Below are 17,913 nucleotides of genomic sequence, written 5' to 3'. Positions count from 1 at the left end.
TTGAGGGATGGTTCCGTGGACACTGACGCCGCCCTTCCGACCCGGCACATCGATCTGTTGACCGACCGCCTCGTCGCCTGTCTCGACGAGGGCGACGGCCCCGCCTCGGCCCGCGCCGCGGTGGTGGCGGTCCGCTCGGGTCCGCGTTCCTGGACCGCCGGTTTCGCCCGCGGCGGCGCGGCGGCTCCGCCGGTCACAGCCCGATTCCTCGTCTACAGCATCACCAAGACCCTGACCGCCGCCGCCCTGCTGCGCCTGTGCGGGCAAGGCCTGATCGACCCCGACGCTCCGCTGGACCGCTGGCTGCCGGACTTCGCAGCGGCGAACCGGATCACCCTGGCCCAGCTCCTCGCCCACCGCGCGGGCCTGCGCAATTACGGCGGCAACCCCGCCTATCACGCCGCCGTGCGGGCGGGCGAGGAGCCGTGGAGCGAGGACGGCTTCCTGGAGCGCTGCCGCGCCGCCGACCTGTTCGCCCCGCCGGGGCGGGAATTCTCCTACTCCAACATCGGCTATCTGCTGGCGAAGCGGGTGCTGGAGCGGGCCACCGGCCTGCCCTTCGCCCAGGCCCTCGACCGCGAGCTGTTCGGTCCGCTGGCCTTGACCGGCTGGTCGGTGCCGACGGAGCGCGGCGACCTGTCCGGCCTGTGGACAGGCCCCAGCCCCTATCTCGGCGGCAAGGACGGTCCGCCCGCCGACGTGGCCGCCCTCTACCATCCCGGCTGGGTGGCCCACGGTGTGGTGGCCGCGACGGCGGAGGACATCGCCGGCCTTCTCCATGCGCTGTTCGCAGGCGGCCTGCTCCCCGTCGCCCTGGCGGCGCGGATGCACGACTCCCTCCCGGTGCCGGGGACGATGCGCGGGCGCCCCTGGGTGGAGCCGGGCTACGGCCTCGGCCTGATGGTGGAACGCGACGGGCAGGCCGGGCCCTATTGGGGACACACCGGCGGCGGGCCGGGCGGGTCGGCCTGCGCCTATCACTTCCCCGCCCGCCATGCGGGCGAGGAGCCGGTGACCGTGGCCCTCCTCACCGATGGCGAGGACAACGACCAGGCGGAGTGGATGACCGTGGAAGCCGCGGAAATCCTGCGGGAGTAACCGTCAGCGTCGGTCGAACAATTCCATCTCTCCCTCGACGGGGCTGCGCCGCAGCGCCTGGAGATAGTCCATCTCCTGATGCACCGTCTCCCGCTCCACCTCCGGACGCAGCAGGCGGCGGAAGGCCCGCCCGGTGGCCGGAAAGAAATGGATGCGCCGCCCCTTGTCCCCGCCCAGATCCTGAACGGCCAACGCCAACCCCTCCCGCCGCACATAGTCCACCGCGAAGGCGGCGTTGGCGGCGCCGATGTCCAGGCTGGTGTCGATGACTCGGGCCGCCCCGAACAGCTTGACCTCCATCCGCTCGCGGCGGGCGCCGCGCTCCAACAGGTCGTTGATCAGCCGTTCCATCGCGACGCTGCCGTAGCGGGTCGCCACCCCATACCCCTCGCCGCCGGACGGGGAGCCGGGCAGCAGGAAATGGTTCATGCCGCCGACCCGGGCGATCGGATCGTTGATGCAGGCGGCGACGCAGGACCCGAGTGTGGTCACCAGCATGTCGTCGTCACGGCTGGAGATCCGATGATGGCCCAGCACGACCGGCACCACAAAGGCCCCGAACTCGCGGTCCAGATAGCTGCCGTCGGTGCGCGACCCGTCACCGTCCGCGCCGTGGCGGTCGACTCCGGCGGAGGATTGGAAGTGAAGCGGTCCGGACAGAGGCATCACCGGCAGCCTGGAAGGGGCAAAGGCATCGACGATGGTAATCAATGGTAATTAAAGGAAATACAATAAATCCGTATGCCCTGCCGACCTTTCGGCGTCCGCGACCGCGTCACAACAGAACGACCCAGGATGCCTCCCGCCCCTTCGGCGCGGCGCGCGCCCGCAACAGCACACGCTGTCCGGACTCCAGTCCGGTCAGGTTGCAGCGGCGCAGGACGCTCTTGTGGACGAACACGTCCTTGGCCCCGTCGTCCGCCGTGACGAATCCGAAGCCCTGCTCCGGCTTGAACCACTTCACGGTGCCTGTCAGCTCCTCCTCGGGGCCGGACGCCGCGTCGTGGCGCGCGTTGCGGCTTTCGGCGGGCGTGCCGGTGCTCAGAACGTCCAGGATGTCGGCCACCTGCGGCCCCTTGCCCCCCGGAACCACCCGGCACAGAAGCTCCGCCCCCTCGCCGATCTCGTGCAGCCCGGCCCGGGTCAGGACGGAGATGTGCAGGAAGGCGTCGGTCGTCCCGTCCTGCGGCGCCACGAAGCCGAAGCCCTTGACCGGATCGAACCACTTCACCGAAGCGCGGAGCGGGGCTGCTTCGCCTGAGGAGAAAACATCCGGAACGCCGCTGGGATGCGAATCGGCTGAAGGCAAGGATCCGATCCTTTCGGTCAAGGCGCCAAGCGCGGAAAGCGGATCGTCCGCCGAACACGAATTTAGCCACACGGAAAATAGGGTTTCCAGCGTAATTTTTTCTTCACATCCGCCCTTTGCCTCTGGCGGCGGCACCGTCACAGGGACCATTTCTCCGGATGACGGGTTTCAAAAAGGGCTACAATGCGCCAAAGGCCCGCAAATAAGCCCGAACGGGCGCCAGGGCCGAACAAGAAGCAAACCAACAAGAACCGAACATGGGAGGGACGACGATGATGGGGGATGCGGCCCGCAGATTGCCGGACCAGAGTTGGACCCTGGGCTACCCGCCCGATGTGGACTGGAACGCGCCGATTCCGGTAAAGCCGCTGACCGCGCTGCTTGAGGACGCGGCGGCCCGTTTCGCCGAACGTCCCTTCCTGGACTTCATGGGCAAGCGCTCGACCTACGCGGAGGTGGCGCGGATGGTGGACCGCGCCGCCCGCGGCTTCCAGGCGATCGGCGTCGGCAAGGGCGTGCGCGTCGGGCTGTTCCTGCCCAACACGCCTTATTTCGTGATCTGCTATTTCGCGATCCTGAAGGCCGGCGGGACGGTGGTGAACTTCAACCCCCTCTACGCCGAGCGCGAGCTGCACCACCAGATCACCGACAGCGGCGTCGAGCTGATGGTCACGCTCGACCTCAAGGTGCTCTACGGCAAGATGGCCCGGATGCTTGCCGAATCAGGGTTGAAGCGGCTGGTGATCTGCCCGATGGCCGACATCCTGCCCTTCCCCAAGAACTGGCTGTTCCCCATCGTGAAGCGGGCGGAGGTCGCGCGCATCCCCGCGGACGACCGCCACCTGTCCTTCCGCCGGCTCGTCGCCAACGACGGCGCCCCGAAGCCGGTCGCCATCGACCCGGCGGAGGACGTGGCGGTGCTGCAATACACCGGCGGCACCACCGGCGTGCCCAAGGGCGCCATGCTGACCCACGCCAACCTGTTCGCCAACACCGAGCAGTGCAGCCTGTGGTTCGTCGGCGCGCGGCAGGGGGAGGAGCGGATGCTGGGCGTGCTTCCCTTCTTCCACGTCTTCGCCATGACCGTGGTGATGAACTTCAGCATCCGCATCGGGGCGGAGATCGTGATGCTGCCCCGCTTCGAGCTGGATCAGGTGATGGAGACCATCCACGCCAAGAAGCCGACGCTGTTCCCGGCGGTGCCGACCATCTACACGGCGATCAACCACCACAGGCATCTGGAGAAATACGACCTCTCCTCGATCCGCTACTGCCTGTCGGGCGGCGCGCCCCTGCCGGTGGAGGTCAAGGAGGCGTTCGAGCGGAACACCGGCTGCGTCCTGGTGGAGGGCTACGGCCTGTCCGAATCCTCCCCCGTCGCCACCGCGAATCCGATAACCGGGCTGAACAAGGCCGGCTCCATCGGCCTGCCCCTGCCCGGCACGCTGATCGAGATCGTCAGCCTGGAGGAGCCGCGCCGCGTCCTGCCCGTCGGCGAGAAAGGCGAGGTGTGCATCCGCGGCCCGCAGGTGATGAAGGGCTATTGGAACAAGCCGTCGGAAACGGCGCTGACCTTGGTGGAGGGGCGCCTGCACACCGGCGACGTCGGCTACATGGACGAGGACGGCTACACCCACATCGTCGACCGCATCAAGGACATGATCCTGTGCAGCGGCTTCAACGTCTACCCGCGCAACGTGGAGGAGGCGATCTACCTGCACCCCGCTGTCGCGGAATGCGTGGTCGCCGGCCTGCCCGACGAGTACCGCGGCCAGACGGTGAAGGCCTACATCCGCGTCGACGACGGCAAGACCCTGACGCGCGAGGAACTGATCGACTTCCTCAAGGACAAGCTCTCCCCCATCGAGATGCCCAAGGCGGTCGAGTTCCGCGGCGAACTGCCCAAGACGATGATCGGCAAGCTGTCGCGAAAGGCCCTGCTCGACGAGGAGGCGGAGCGGCGGAAAGGCTCGTAAGGCACCGCGTGCCCTTCCGGAACCGCCTCTTCCGGAGCCGCAGGGTGGCCATACGCCCCACCCCACCTTGCGGCCCCGCCGCCCGGACCCTATAAGGACGCTCGTCCTTTCTTTCGGTCCGGCGGCAAGGAAAAGCGCATGATCGTGGTCACCGGTGGGGCCGGTTTCATCGGCTCGAACCTCGTGGCGGCCCTGGCCGCGCGCGGGATCACCAACGTCGCGGTGATCGACCGCTTCGGCGACGGGGAGAAGTGGCAGAATCTCGCCAAGCGGGAACTCGCCACCCTCGTCGCGCCGGAGAACGCGCTCGCCTTCCTCGACCAGCACGCCGCGGAGATCGACGTGATCTTCCACCTCGGCGCCATCTCGGCGACGACGGAACGCGACGTGGACCGGATCGTCGCCAACAACGTGGCGCTGACGCTGGACCTCTGGCGCTGGTCCTCCTGGCGGGGGGCGCGGCTGATCTACGCCTCCTCCGCCGCGACCTACGGCGACGGCTCCGCCGGCTTCGACGACGACGGGTCGCCGGAGGCGCTGGCGACCCTGCGCCCGCTCAACGCCTATGGCTGGTCCAAGCATCTGATCGACCGCCGCGTCGCCCGCGTGGTGAGCGAGGGCGACATCGTGCCGCCGCAGTGGGCGGGCCTGAAGTTCTTCAACGTCTACGGCCCGAACGAGCGGCACAAGGACGACATGATGAGCGTCGTCGCCAAGCTGCACCCCAAGCTCAAGGCCGGCGAGCCGGCGCGCCTGTTCAAGTCGCACCGCCCGGAGTTCGAGGACGGCGGCCAGCTCCGCGACTTCATCTTCGTGGACGACTGCGTGGCCGTGATGCTCTGGCTCTACGACAACCCGCAGGTCAGCGGGCTGTTCAACGTCGGCACCGGCAAGGCGCGCAGCTTCAAGGACCTGGCGCTCGCCACCTTCGCCGCTCTGGGGCTGGAGCCGCGCGTCGAGTATTTCGACATGCCGGCCGAGCTTCAGGGCAAGTACCAGTATTTCACCGAGGCGCGCACCGAACGCCTGCGCGCCGCCGGCTTCGACCAGCCCTTCACGGAGCTGGAGGAGGGCGTGCGCCGCTACGTCCAGGATTTCCTGTCGCGGCCCGACCCCTACCGCTGACGGTCCCGCCTCTCCCCGATCGGGGAAACGCCCAAACAACATAAGGCACCCGCCGCGCATGCTCGCCATCGCCTTCCCCGCCATCGACCCCGTGGCGTTCGAACTCGGGCCGATCGTCATCCGCTGGTACGCGCTGGCCTATCTGGCCGGCTTCGTGCTCGGCTGGCGCTACTGCCTGGCGCTGGCCCGCAGCACGCCGGGCCGCCCCTCGGCGGAGGATTACGACGACTTCCTGACCTGGGCCGTGGTCGGCGTGATCCTGGGCGGGCGGATCGGCTACGTGCTGTTCTACAACCTGCCCTTCTACCTCCAGAATCCGCTCGACGCGCTGATGGTCTGGCACGGCGGCATGTCCTTCCACGGCGGGCTGATCGGCGTCCTCGGCGCGATCCTGCTGTTCTGCTGGAAGCGCGGCCTGTCGCCGCTGGCCTTCGGCGACCTGATCGCCGCGGCGGCCCCCATCGGGCTGTTCTTCGGCCGCATCGCCAACTTCATCAACGGCGAGCTGTACGGCCGCCCGGCCCCCGACGTGTCCTGGGCGGTGGTGTTCCCGCGCGACCCGCTCCAGCTGCCGCGGCACCCCAGCCAGCTCTATGAAGCCTTCCTGGAGGGGGCGGTGCTGTTCGTCCTCCTGGCCATTCTGGTGCGGATGCCCGCCGTGCGCGGACGGGCCGGCATGACGGCAGGGATCTTCTTCATCGGCTACGGCCTGTCGCGCATCATCGCGGAGTTCTTCCGCGAGCCGGACGCGCAGTTGGGCTTTCTCTATGCCGGGGCGACGATGGGACAACTTCTGTCGGTGCCGATGGTTCTGTTCGGTGTGTGGCTGGTCACCCAAGCCCGCCGCCGCCCCGCCGCCGTCTGAGGTCGGAAGGTCCCGTCATGAGTGATGCCGCCCCGGACAGCCTCGCCCACCACCTCGCCCGCCGTATCCTGATGGACGGGCCGCTGTCGGTCGCCGCCTTCATGGCGGAGGCGCTGGGGCATCCGCGCTTCGGCTACTACATGCGGCAGGACCCCTTCGGCGTGTCCGGCGACTTCACCACCGCCCCGGAAATCAGCCAGATGTTCGGCGAGCTGGCCGGGCTGTGGTGCGTCGATACCTGGGCGCGGCTGGGCGGCCCCGCCTCCTTCCATCTGGTGGAGCTGGGGCCGGGCCGCGGCACGCTGATGCAGGACGCCCTGCGCGCCGCCGCGCTCGTCCCCGCCTTCCGCGAGGCCGCCCGAGTCCATCTGGTGGAGACCAGCCCGACGCTGCGCGCCCGTCAGAAGGAAACCCTGGCCGGCACTCCGGTCGTTTGGCACGACCGGCTGGAGGATGTGCCGGAAGGCCCGACCCTGATCCTCGCCAACGAGTTCTTCGACGCCCTGCCCATCCGTCAGGTCCAGAAGACCAGCCACGGCTGGTTCGAACGGCTGATCGACCTCGACCCCGCCGCGCCCGCCGAGACGCCCCGCTTCCGCTTCGTCCTGGAGGCCTTCGGCAGCGCCGGCGCCCGGCTGATCCCGTCGGCCCTGCGCGACGCGCCGGAGGGCAGCGTGGTCGAGGTCTCCCCGGCGTCCCAGGCGGTGGCACGCCTGATCGGGGAGCGTCTGGCCACCCACCCCGGCGCGGCGCTGGTGATCGACTACGGCTACCGCGGTGGTCCGGCGGTCGGCGACACGCTCCAAGCGCTGCGCCGCCACGCCTACACCCCGGTGCTGGACGCGCCGGGCGAGGCCGACCTGACCGCCCATGTGGACTTCGCCGCCATCGCCGCCGCGGCGCGCGAGGGCGGAGCGGAGGGCTTCGGCCCGGTGGACCAGGGCGACTGGCTGGTCCGGCTGGGCATCCAGCCGCGCGCCGCCGCCCTGAAGCGCAGCGCCACGGCGAAGCAGGCGGCGGACATCGACTCCGCATTGGCCCGCTTGATCGGGCCCGACCAAATGGGCACCCTCTTCAAGGTGATGGCCCTCGCCTCCCCCGGCCTGGGGCCTCCGGCGGGCTTCGAAAGCCCGGATCTGGCATCCTAGGCACTGACACCCTAAACAAGAGACCGCGACAGCAAAGGGACGGGTTCGTGATTACGCTTGGCGCGCTGAACGACATCACCCACATCCGACACGCCTTCTTCACCCGCACCGGCGGCGTGTCGACGGGGCTGTACGCCTCGCTGAACGTCGGCTTCGGGTCCGGGGACGCGCCCGCCGCCGTGGCGGAGAACCGCGCGCGCGCCGCCGCCCGCATGGACGTGCCGCCGGAGCGCCTCGTCACCTGCTATCAGGTGCACAGCCCGACCTGCGTCGCCGTCACCGAGCCCTGGACGCCCGATCAGGCGCCCCACGCCGACGCCATGGCGACCGACCGTCCGGGCATCGCGCTGGGCATCCTCACCGCCGACTGCGCCCCGGTGCTGTTCGCCGACGAGAAGGCCCGCGTCATCGGCGCCGCCCACGCCGGCTGGAAGGGCGCCAAGGGCGGCGTTCTGGAGGCGACCATCGCGCGGATGGAGGAGCTGGGCGCCAAGCGCAACCGCATCGTCGCCGCCATCGGCCCCTGCATCGCCCAGCGCTCCTACGAGGTCGGGCCGGAATTCCCCGCTCCCTTCCTGGCGGAGGACCCACGCAACCGCGACTATTTCGCCCCGGCCCGCCGCCCGGATCATTTCCTGTTCGATCTGGCCGGCTACATCACCCGTCGCCTGGGCGACACCGGGGTGGAGATCATCCAGCGATGTCCCAACGACACGGTGGTCGAGGAGGACCGCTTCTTCAGCTACCGCCGCTCCTGCCTGCGCGGCGAAAAGGACTATGGGCGCGGCCTGTCGGCCATCGTCCTTCAGGGCTGAGCGCGACAGAAAAGTTCCCGCCCGAAATTTGTTCTTACCTCTGACTGATTGCGATACGACCCATTTCGGGTAAGATTGATTCTCAAGGGTGAGGGCATTCCGGAGAGGGAGACGCCGGCATGACGATGGACACACACCGGGAAGAGACGCATCGGGGCGACGGGCGAAGCGGCGACGGGCGGGGCGATTGGCGCAGCGCGCGGATGGTGCTCGACAACGGCGGGCTGGACGCCGACCACCGGATGCAGCACGAACTGATCCGCCGCTTCGTCGCCCTGCCGGGCGAGGAAGCGGAGCGCAAGCCGGCGCTGGCCCTGCTGAACGAGCTGCGCCGCGTCTCGGTCCGCCACTTCCTGCGGGAGGAGCGGGTCCAGGCCTCGATGCGCTACCCGCATCTGGAGGAACACCGGGCGCAGCACCGCCGGCTGGCCACTCTCCTGGACGACATCATCGGGCAGGTGGACGCCGAGGAGTCGGCCTTCGAGTACAGCTATGTGAAGGCCAAGGCGGACGAACTTCTGCAGTTCTGGTTCTTCGACCATTTCGTGAAGGCCGACCTGCCCATGAAATCGCACCTTGCGAAGTTCGCCGTGCGGTGATGCGCAAGCGTCCTGCCGCCACGCTTGCGCCATGCGGGAATCGCAGGGCCGGCTGGCTGCGGCGTCTTGAACCGCCCGTCATGGAACGTTTACATAGGTGCGCCCCTTTGTTATGGTCCGCCGCGTTTTCAAGGGGCGGCGTCGGCAAGGGACTGACGGGCGCACCGGAACCTATTCCCTGCAGAGAGAGCCGACTGCGATGAAGGTGCTTGCCGGCAACAGCAACCGTCCGCTGGCCGAGGCCATCTCCACCTGTCTCGGCGTGCCGCTGACCAAAGCGAGCATCCGCCGTTTTTCGGACATGGAGGTGTTCGTCGAAATCCTGGAGAACGTGCGCGGCGAAGACGTGTTCGTGGTCCAGTCGACGTCGTTCCCGGCCAACGACAACCTGATGGAGCTGCTGGTCACCATCGACGCCCTGCGTCGCGGGTCGGCCCGGCGCATCACGGCGGTCCTCCCCTACTACGGCTATGCGCGCCAGGATCGCAAGACCGGCCCGCGTACGCCGATCTCGGCCAAGCTGGTCGCCAACCTCATCACCCAGGCCGGCGCCAACCGCGTGCTGACCATGGACCTGCACGCGGGCCAGATCCAGGGCTTCTTCGACATCCCGACCGACAACCTGATGGCCGCCCCGGTGTTCGAGAAGGACATCCGCGCGACCTTCGAGGACATCGGCGAGGTGACGATGGTGTCGCCCGACGTCGGCGGCGTGGTGCGCGCCCGCTCGCTGGCCAAGCGGCTGGACGCCGATCTCGCCATCATCGACAAGCGGCGTGAGCGCGCCGGCGTGTCGGAGGTGATGAACATCATCGGCGACGTCAAGAACCGCCGCTGCATCCTGCTCGACGACATCGTGGATTCAGGCGGCACGCTGTGCAACGCCGCGGTCGCCCTGATGGACGCCGGTGCGAAGTCTGTCCACGCCTATTGCACCCACGGCGTTCTGTCCGGCGGTGCGGTGGCCCGCGTGGCCGTGTCGCCGCTGGAGCAGCTGGTCACCACCGACAGCATCCAGGCGACCGAGGCCGTGCGCGTGTCGCGCAACATCCGCCAGCTCACCATCGCCCCGCTGCTCGCCGACGCAATCACCCGCATCAGCGAAGAGCGTTCGGTGTCGAGCCTGTTCTCCTAACGGCGCCGGACCACACGCGAAAAGCCCTTCCTCTCCACGGGGGAAGGGCTTTTTTCATGGGCGCCATCCGGCGGCGCTGTGGACTCTTTCCTTGACGCCGCGCCCCGCATGGCTTAATCACCGCGCCCACGCGTCAGCACCCCTGGAGGCTGGCGCTTTTTTCCGTTCAAGGAGTTCTTCCGATGACGCAGATCGTTCCGCTCAGCGCCGAAGCGCGCGACCGGGCCGGCAAGGGGACCGCCCGCCAGACCCGTCGTGATGGCCGTATCCCGGCCGTGATCTACGGTGGCAAGCAGGCCCCCATCATGATTTCGCTGGAGAAGTTCACGTTCACCCGTGTTCTGAACCAGGCGGGCTTCTTCACGCACCTGTTCGACGTCACCGTCGATGGCGCCACCCACCGGGTCCTGCCGCGCGACGTGCAGTTCCATCCGGTCACCGACGTCCCGCTGCACGTCGACTTCCTGCGCGTCTCCGCCGAAACCCGCACCACCGTGCAGGTTCCGGTCGAGTTCGTCGACCAGGAGAAGTCGCCGGGCCTGAAGCGCGGCGGCGTGCTGAACATCGTCCGCCACGAGCTGGACGTGACCGTCTCCGCCGGCAACATCCCGGAGCAGATCACGATCTCCTGCGAGGGCTACGACGTCGGCGATTCGATCCACATTTCTTCGGTGAAGCTGCCGGAGGGTGTTGCCTCGACCATCACCGACCGCGACTTCACGATCGCCACGATCGTCGCCCCGTCGGGCCTGAAGTCCGAAGAGGCCGAGAGCACCGAGGCCGCCGCTTCCTGATCGGAAGCCGCCTTTGGGGTTGCGACAGGGGGCTTCGGCCCCCTGTTTCGTTTCCGGCCTACGCTGTTTCGAGATGAGGAGAATGCGCCATGCTGCTGCTGGTGGGATTGGGCAACCCTGGCGCCGAGTACGCGCGCAACCGGCACAACATCGGCTTCATGGCGGTGGAGGAGATCGCCCGCCGCCACGGCTTCGGCCCCTGGCGCAAGCGCTTCCAGGGCCAGACCGCCGAGGGCACGATCGGGGGCGAAAAGGTGATCGCCCTGGAACCGCTGACCTTCATGAACCTGTCCGGCCAGTCGGTCACCGCCGCCGTTCAGTTCTTCAAGATGAAGCCCGAGGACGTCGTCGTCATCCATGACGAGCTGGACCTGCCGCCCGGCAAGATTCGGGTGAAGAAGGGCGGCGGGCATGGCGGGCACAACGGCCTGCGCTCGATCGACGCGCATCTCGGCAAGGAATACTGGCGCATCCGCCTGGGCATCGGCCATCCCGGCGACAAGGACCGGGTCAGCGGCTACGTCCTCCACGACTTCGCCAAGGCCGAGCAGAGCTGGCTCGACCCGCTGATCGACGCCGTCGCCGACGCCTTCCCGCTGGTCGTGAAGGGGCAGGCGGAGAACTTCATGAACAAGGTCACCCTGGCGACCGCGCCCGCAAAATAGGCGGGATCACGCCTCAGCCGGGGCGCCGCCGCGGCCGGTCCAAACCGCCAGCAGGCCCTTCTGCAGCAGGATGAAGACGAACAGCAGGACGCCGATGGCGATCTTGGTCCACCAGCTGCTGAGGCTGCCGTCGAAGGTGATGTAGGTCTGGATCAGCCCCTGGATCAGCACGCCGATGAAGGTGCCGATCACGTAGCCGTAGCCGCCGGTCAGCTGGGTGCCGCCGATCACCACCGCGGTGATGGTGTCCAGCTCCACCCCCGTCGCCGCCAGCGAGTAGCCGGCGCCGGTGTAGAGCGAGAAGACGATTCCCGCCAGCCCGGCCAGCAGCCCCGACAGGGCGTAGACCGCCACCGTGGTGCGCCCCACCGGCACACCCATCAGCTCCGCCGACTGCCGGTTGCCGCCCAGTGCGTAGAGGTTGGCGCCGAAGCGCGTCCAATGGGCGCAGACCACCGCGGCCACCACCACCCCCAGCATCAGCAGCGCCGGCAGCGTCAGCTTGCCCCCGCCGTCGAAGCGCAGCGCGAGATCGCCCAGCTCGGCGTAGAGCGGGTGGTTGATCGGGATGGAATCGGTGCTCAGCACGAAGCCGAGGCCGCGGGCGACGAACATGCCGGCGAGCGTGACGATGAAGGGCGGCATCTGGAAGACGTGGATCACGGCGCCCATCGCCGCCCCGAAACCGCCGGCCACCGCCAGCGCGACCGCGAAGGCGGAGAAGGGGTGCCAGCCGCCCTGCTCGATCAGCACGGCCAGCAGCACGGTGGTGAAGCCGATCACCGCCCCCACCGACAGGTCGATGCCGCCCGACAGGATCACGAAGGTCATGCCGACCGCGGTGATGCCGAGGAAAGCGTTGTCGGTCAGCAGGTTGCCGACGACCCGCAGCGAGGCGAAGTTGGGGAACTGCGCGGCGCAGAGCAGGAAGCCGACCACCAGGACGGCGCTGGTCACCAGCAGGGGAAGAAAGCGGTGGATCATGGCGTCACGCTCCCGCGCTCGGGCTTGGGCGCTCGGGCTTGGCCCGCGGCGGGGTCGGCGGCCGGACCGGCGGCTGGGCGGGTCGGTGGCCGGCCGGGCGCGGCAGGAACAGCGTCAGGGTCGGCGACTGCAGCAGCAGGACGACCATCAGGACGCCGGCCTTGACGATCAGGTTGAACTCCGGCTTGAAGCCGCTCAGCAGGATGCCGGTGTTCATCGCCTGGAGGATCAGCGCGCCCACCACCGACAGCAGCAGCCCGAACCGGCCGCCGAGCAGGGAGGTGCCGCCGACCACCACCGCCAGGATGGCGTCCAGCTCCAGCCACAGGCCGGCGTTGTTGGCGTCGGCGCCGCGGATGTCGGCGGCGACCACCAGACCGGCGACCGCAGCGCACAGGCCGCACCAGACATAGACGGCGATCAGCACGACCGGCGTGTTGACCCCCGCCCCGGCGCTGGACAGCCGGTTGACGCCGACCGCCTCGATCATCAACCCCAGCGCGGTCATCCGGACCAGCAGCGCGGTCACCCCCAGCAGGACGGCAGTGATGACCACCGGCATCGGCACGGTCAGGAAGGACCCGCTGCCGATGAAGGCGAGGCCGGGGCTGGTGAAGGTGACGATCTGCCCCTCGGTGACCAGCTGGGCGATGCCACGGCCGGCGACCATCAGGATCAGGGTGGCGACGATCGGCTGGATGCGCAGGACCGCCACCAGAATCCCGTTCCACAGGCCGCAGAGCAGGCCGGCCGCCAGCGACGCCGCCAGCACCGGGGCCAAGCCCCAGCCCGCCTGGGTCAGGGTGGCGGCGACCGCGCCGGAGATCGCCATCACCGCGCCCACCGACAGGTCGACGCCGCGGGTGGCGATGACCATGCTCATGCCGATGGCGAGCAGCGCCACCGGAGCGCCGCGGTTCAGCACGTCGACCAGACTGCCGAACAGCCGGCCGTCCTGCAGACGGATGGAAAAGAAGTCGGGGAAGAGCAGCCAGTTGGCCAGCAGCACGGCGGCCAGCGCGCCGTATTGCGGCAGGTTGCGCGACGGACCGGGAGCCGGACGCGTCATGGGCGCGGCTCCCCGGCCACGGCCGGTTCCGACGCGATGGCGGCGACGATGCGGTCCACGGCGACCTCCCCTCCCCTCAGCTCCGCCACATGGCGGCGGTCGCGCAGCACCACGACGCGGCGGCTGTAGGCGACGATCTCCTCAAGCTCCGACGAGACGACCAGCAGGGCCATTCCGTCGGCGCACAGCCGCTCGATCAGGCGGATGATCTCGGCGTGGGCGCCGACGTCGATGCCGCGCGTCGGCTCGTCGAGGATCAGCAGGCGCGGCTCGGTCGCCAGCCAGCGGGCGAGCAGCGCCTTCTGCTGGTTGCCGCCGGACAGGAGCTGGATCGGCTGCTCGGCGTGCGGCGTGCGGATGTCGAGCAGCCGGATGAAGCGGTCGGCGATCTCCTCCTGACGGCGGCGCGGAATCGGCCGCAGCCAGCCCTGCCGCGCCTGGAGCGCCAGGATGATGTTCTCGCGCACCGACAGCGCGCCGACGATGCCCTCCTTCTTGCGGTCCTCCGGGCAGAAGCCGAAGCCGAGCCGGATGGCGTCGCGTGGCCCGCGCAGCCGCACCGTCCGGCCATCCACCGCCACCTCGCCGCGGTCGGCGCGGTCCATGCCGAAGACCAGCCGCGCCGTCTCCGTCCGGCCGGAGCCGAGCAGCCCGGCGAGCCCCACCACCTCGCCGGGGCGGATGGCGAGGTCGAAGGGCTCGACGCTGCGCGCCTTGCCGTAGCCGCGGAAGCGGACCAGCGGCGGCCGGGCGTCCTCTTCCCCCTCATCGGCCGGTGGGGCGATGCGGTGGGCCGCCGCCTCCAGCTCCCGCCCCAGCATCATGGCGACGAGGTCGAGGCGCGGCAGTTCCGCGGTGCGCCGCTCCCCCACCAGACGGCCGTTGCGCAGCACGGTGATGCGGTCGCACAGCGCATAGACCTGGTCGAGGAAATGGGTGACGAAGACGATGCCGATCCCGCGTGAGCGCAGGGTCCGCATCACCTTGAAGAGGACCGCCACCTCCTGCGCGTCGAGACTGGCCGTCGGCTCGTCGAGGATCAGCACCTTGGCCGACATGTCCACCGCGCGGGCGATGGCGACGATCTGCTGCGTCGCCACCGAGAAGCGCCCCAGCGGCGCCGTCACGTCGATGGACAGGCCGTAGGGGATCAGCACCGCCCGCGCCCGCCGCCGCATGGCGCCGCGGTCGACGAAGCCGAAGCGCATGGGTTGCCGGCCGAGGAACAGGTTTTCCGCCACCGACAGGTTCGGCAGCAGGTTCACCTCCTGATAGACGGTGCCGATGTGCAGGCGCTGCGCCTCCTCCACGCCGCGGGGGGCGATGGCCCGCCCCTCCAGCGTCACGGTGCCGGCGTCGCGCTGGTAGACGCCGGTCAGCGTCTTGATCAGCGTCGACTTGCCGGCGCCGTTCTCGCCGAGCAGGGCGTGGATCTCGCCGTGGCGCACGGTGAAATCCACGCCGTCGAGCGCCTGGACGCCCAGGAAGGCCTTGGACAGGCCGCGCACCGCCAACAGCGGCGGGGACGCGGTGGGGATGGGGTCCGTCATGCGGGGGGCCTCGCCGGCGGTGCCGTGGGACGGCCGGGTCAGTAGGCGTCCTTGCGGCGTTCGTACTCGGCCTTGGCGGTGTCGGGGGTGAACAGCGCCGATTCCGTCTGGATCCACTTCGGCGGCGCCTTGCCGTCCTTCTTGAAGGCGATCAGCGCGTCGAAGGCCGGGCCGGCCATGTTCGGCGTCAGCTCCACGGTCGCGTTGGCCTCGCCTTCGGCCATCGCCTTGAAGATGTCGGGCACGCCGTCGATGGACACGACCAGGATGTCCTTGCCCGGCTTCAGCCCGGCCTCCTTGATCGCCTGGATGGCGCCCACCGCCATGTCGTCGTTGTGGGCGTAGACCGCGCAGATGCCCTTGCCGCCGTTCTCCGCCTTGATGAAGCTCTCCATCACCTCCTTGCCCTTGGCGCGGGTGAAGTCGCCGGACTGGGTGCGGACGATCTTCATGCCGGGGTTCTTGGCAACGACCTCGTCGAAGCCCTTCTTGCGGTTGATGGCGGGGGAGGAGCCGACGGTGCCCTGGAGTTCGACCACGTTGCAGGTGCCGCCGGTCTGCTTGGCCAGCCATTCGCCGGCGACCCGGCCCTCAAGCACCGTGTCGGAGGTGACGGCGGTCATGTAGAGGCCGGGGTCGCGGGTCTCGATCTGGCGGTCGAGCAGGACTACGGGGATCTTCGCCTCCTTGGCCTCCTTCAGCACCGAATCCCAGCCGGTCGCCACCACGGGGGCGATGAAGATGGCGTCCACGCCCTGGGCAACGAAGGAGCGCACGGCCTTGATCTGGTTCTCCTGCTTCTGCTGGGCGTCGGAGATCTTCAGGTCGATCCCGCGCTTCTCGGCCTCCGCCTTGGCGGTCTTGGTCTCGGCGGCGCGCCAGCCCGATTCCGAGCCGATCTGCGAGAAGCCGACGACCAGCTTCTTGTCGGCGGCCTGCGCACCGCCGAGCCCGATCAACAAGGCCGCGGCGGCAGCGGCGGAGATCAGCCATGTCCTGGACATACCGTTTCACTCCCCTGGGTGTCTTGTCATCGATCCGGGCGGCGCCCGCTCGCATCTGTTCGTTGTGCCAACTTTAGGCATCGAAAACCATATCTGTCCAATACGATTCTCGACCAAAGCGATACCGAAACCGGCATGATCGCCCAATGCGGGCAAAGCGTTGCCGATCCTTCCCTCAACTCTGTCCGGGCATGCCGTCGATCCGCCGCCACAGGCCGAGCGGGTTGCCGTCGCGCAGCGCCTCCGGCAGCAGGGCGGCGGGAATGTCCTGGTAGCAGACCGGGCGCAGGAAGCGCCGAATCGCCAAGGTGCCGACCGAGGTGGTCCGGCTGTCCGAGGTTGCCGGGAAGGGGCCGCCATGGACCATGGCGTGGCAGACCTCAACCCCGGTCGGCCAGCCATTGGCCAGGATGCGGCCCGCCTTGCGCTCCAGCGTCGGCAGCAGCGCCGCCACGGCGCCGCCGTCCGCCGCGTCCATCTGCACGGTCGCGGTGAGCTGGCCTTCCAGCCGCTCGGCGACGGTCCGCATCGCCGCCGTGTCCGGGCAACGGATCAGCAGCGACGCCGCCCCGAACACCTCGTCCTGCAGACCCGGCTCGGCGAGGAAGGCGTCGGCCGTCGTGCCGAACAGGGCGGCTTGCGCCTGGTTCGGGCCGCTGCAGGCCATCCCGCGGGCGAGCGTCGCCACGGCGGCGCTGCCGGACAGCCGCGCCACCCCCGAATCATAGGCGGCGTGGATACCTGGGGTCAGCATGGTCGCGGCGGCGCTGCCGCCCAGCGCCTCCACCGCGGCGGCGGTGAAGCGGTCGAGGTCCGGCCCGTCGACGCCCAGCAGGATGCCGGGGTTGGTGCAGAACTGGCCGGCGCCCATGGTCAGCGACGCCACGAAACCCTTGCCCAGCGCCTCCGCCCGCGCAGCCAGCGCCGCCGGCATCAGGAAGACCGGGTTGATGCTGCTCATCTCCGCATAGACCGGGATCGGCTCTGCCCGGCGGGCCGCCGCTTCCATCAAAGCCAAGCCGCCGCCGCGCGAGCCGGTGAAGCCCACCGCCTTGATGCGCGGGTCGGAAACCAGCGCCGTTCCGATGGGGTTGCCGACGCCGAACAGCAGCGAGAAGACGCCCTCGGGCAGCCCGCAGGAGGCCACCGCCGCCCGGATGGCCCGGCCGACCAGCGCCGACGTGCCGGGATGGGCGGAGTGGCCCTTGACCACCACCGGGCAACCGGCGGCCAGCGCCGACGCGGTGTCGCCGCCGGCCACCGAGAAGGCCAGCGGGAAATTGGACGCACCGAACACCGCGACCGGGCCGAGCGGGATGTGGCGCTGCCGGACGTCGGAACGCGGCAGCGGCGTGCGCTCCGGCTGGGCCGGGTCGATGCGGGCCTCCAGCCAGCCGCCCTCGCGCACCGTCTGGGCGAACAGGCGGAGCTGGCCGACGGTGCGCCCGCGCTCCCCCTCCAGCCGCGGGCGCGGCAGGCCGCTTTCGGCCATGGCGCGGACGATCAGGTCGTCGCCAAGCTCGAGGATGTTCGCGGCAATGGTCTCCAGGAAGGCGGCCCGCGCCTTCAGCCCGGTCTCGCGGAAGGCGTCGAAGGCGACCCAGGCCAGCGCGCAGGCGCGCTCGACCTCCGCCGTCCCGCCGCCGCCGAAGGCCGGCTCCAGCGCCGCGCCGGTGGCGGGATCGACGGCCCGGAAGGCCCCGTCGGAGCCGCGGTGGCTCTCGGCGCCGATCAGCATCGCGCCGGTGATGGTCATCATCAGAGGTCTCCCGGTTTG

Annotated in this window: 17 protein-coding genes; 10 read left to right on the top strand and 7 right to left on the bottom strand. The window is 69.5% G+C overall.

Translation table 11 applies throughout. The features are described 5' to 3' along the window. Positions 1-15 precede the first annotated feature (15 nt). The gene (locus ACFPMG_RS27530) at positions 16-1,098 is read left to right on the top strand and encodes a serine hydrolase domain-containing protein (RefSeq protein ID WP_376998390.1); all 1,083 of its coding nucleotides are present in this window, start codon (positions 16-18) and stop codon (positions 1,096-1,098) included. A 3-nt stretch (positions 1,099-1,101) separates the two neighbouring features. Here ACFPMG_RS27530 and ACFPMG_RS27525 read toward each other — a convergent pair whose 3' ends face one another. Both ACFPMG_RS27525 and ACFPMG_RS27520 read right to left on the bottom strand, forming a co-directional pair. Continuing rightward, positions 1,102-1,764, bottom strand: a complete 663-nt coding sequence (locus ACFPMG_RS27525) for a chemotaxis protein (protein WP_376998389.1) — start codon at positions 1,762-1,764, stop codon at positions 1,102-1,104. Positions 1,765-1,873: 109 nt separating this feature from the next. Further along, on the bottom strand, positions 1,874-2,329 hold the full coding sequence (locus ACFPMG_RS27520; protein ID WP_376998388.1) for a cold-shock protein: 456 nt from the start codon (positions 2,327-2,329) through the stop codon (positions 1,874-1,876). 353 nt (positions 2,330-2,682) lie between these two features. On the opposite strand from ACFPMG_RS27520, the gene ACFPMG_RS27515 reads away from it, so the two are divergent. The 9 genes from ACFPMG_RS27515 to pth all read left to right on the top strand — a co-directional run bounded on the left by ACFPMG_RS27515 (position 2,683) and on the right by pth (position 11,529). After that, complete coding sequence (locus ACFPMG_RS27515) at positions 2,683-4,383, top strand: long-chain-fatty-acid--CoA ligase (RefSeq protein WP_376998430.1); 1,701 nt, start codon at positions 2,683-2,685, stop codon at positions 4,381-4,383. 138 nt (positions 4,384-4,521) lie between these two features. Beyond that, on the top strand, positions 4,522-5,508 hold the full coding sequence (rfaD, locus tag ACFPMG_RS27510) for an ADP-glyceromanno-heptose 6-epimerase (RefSeq protein ID WP_376998387.1): 987 nt from the start codon (positions 4,522-4,524) through the stop codon (positions 5,506-5,508). A gap of 58 nt (positions 5,509-5,566) precedes the next feature. Next, positions 5,567-6,373 (top strand): prolipoprotein diacylglyceryl transferase, encoded by an 807-nt coding sequence (gene lgt, locus ACFPMG_RS27505; RefSeq protein ID WP_376998386.1) that lies wholly within the window; start codon positions 5,567-5,569, stop codon positions 6,371-6,373. Between the two features lie 17 nt (positions 6,374-6,390). Continuing rightward, complete coding sequence (locus ACFPMG_RS27500; protein ID WP_376998385.1) at positions 6,391-7,521, top strand: class I SAM-dependent methyltransferase; 1,131 nt, start codon at positions 6,391-6,393, stop codon at positions 7,519-7,521. A gap of 47 nt (positions 7,522-7,568) precedes the next feature. Continuing rightward, on the top strand, positions 7,569-8,336 hold the full coding sequence (gene pgeF / locus ACFPMG_RS27495) for a peptidoglycan editing factor PgeF (protein WP_376998384.1): 768 nt from the start codon (positions 7,569-7,571) through the stop codon (positions 8,334-8,336). A gap of 119 nt (positions 8,337-8,455) precedes the next feature. Next, positions 8,456-8,935: a bacteriohemerythrin gene (locus ACFPMG_RS27490; RefSeq protein WP_376998383.1), complete on the top strand. Its 480-nt coding sequence runs from the start codon at positions 8,456-8,458 to the stop codon at positions 8,933-8,935. A gap of 199 nt (positions 8,936-9,134) precedes the next feature. Then, positions 9,135-10,070: a ribose-phosphate pyrophosphokinase gene (locus tag ACFPMG_RS27485; protein ID WP_014199935.1), complete on the top strand. Its 936-nt coding sequence runs from the start codon at positions 9,135-9,137 to the stop codon at positions 10,068-10,070. 182 nt (positions 10,071-10,252) lie between these two features. Further along, entirely contained in the window at positions 10,253-10,864 is a 612-nt protein-coding gene (locus tag ACFPMG_RS27480; RefSeq protein WP_376998382.1) for a 50S ribosomal protein L25/general stress protein Ctc, read from the top strand. An 89-nt stretch (positions 10,865-10,953) separates the two neighbouring features. Beyond that, positions 10,954-11,529: an aminoacyl-tRNA hydrolase gene (gene pth / locus ACFPMG_RS27475; RefSeq protein ID WP_035682595.1), complete on the top strand. Its 576-nt coding sequence runs from the start codon at positions 10,954-10,956 to the stop codon at positions 11,527-11,529. A gap of 6 nt (positions 11,530-11,535) precedes the next feature. Here the strand turns inward: pth and yjfF are convergent, their stop codons facing one another. The 5 genes from yjfF to ACFPMG_RS27450 form a co-directional block, all read right to left on the bottom strand. Further along, positions 11,536-12,513 carry a galactofuranose ABC transporter, permease protein YjfF gene (yjfF, locus tag ACFPMG_RS27470; RefSeq protein WP_137142908.1) on the bottom strand — a complete coding sequence of 326 codons (978 nt, stop codon included), beginning with the start codon at positions 12,511-12,513 and terminating at the stop codon, positions 11,536-11,538. Positions 12,514-12,517: 4 nt separating this feature from the next. Next, positions 12,518-13,582, bottom strand: coding sequence for an ABC transporter permease (locus ACFPMG_RS27465; RefSeq protein ID WP_376998381.1), 1,065 nt, complete (start codon positions 13,580-13,582; stop codon positions 12,518-12,520). Next, positions 13,579-15,132 carry a galactofuranose ABC transporter, ATP-binding protein YtfR gene (gene ytfR, locus ACFPMG_RS27460; protein ID WP_376998380.1) on the bottom strand — a complete coding sequence of 518 codons (1,554 nt, stop codon included), beginning with the start codon at positions 15,130-15,132 and terminating at the stop codon, positions 13,579-13,581. The genes ACFPMG_RS27465 and ytfR overlap by 4 nt, the downstream gene beginning before the upstream one ends. A gap of 38 nt (positions 15,133-15,170) precedes the next feature. Then, on the bottom strand, positions 15,171-16,136 hold the full coding sequence (gene ytfQ, locus ACFPMG_RS27455) for a galactofuranose ABC transporter, galactofuranose-binding protein YtfQ (RefSeq protein WP_376998379.1): 966 nt from the start codon (positions 16,134-16,136) through the stop codon (positions 15,171-15,173). A 175-nt stretch (positions 16,137-16,311) separates the two neighbouring features. Continuing rightward, entirely contained in the window at positions 16,312-17,892 is a 1,581-nt protein-coding gene (locus ACFPMG_RS27450) for an aldehyde dehydrogenase (NADP(+)) (protein WP_376998429.1), read from the bottom strand. Positions 17,893-17,913: the final 21 nt, after the last annotated feature.

Source organism: Azospirillum himalayense (assembly GCF_042657465.1).
Classification (GTDB): Bacteria; Pseudomonadota; Alphaproteobacteria; order Azospirillales; family Azospirillaceae; genus Azospirillum; species Azospirillum himalayense.
The sequence above is the reverse complement of the archived record's forward strand: the minus strand, read 5'-3'. Positions and strand labels throughout refer to the sequence as shown.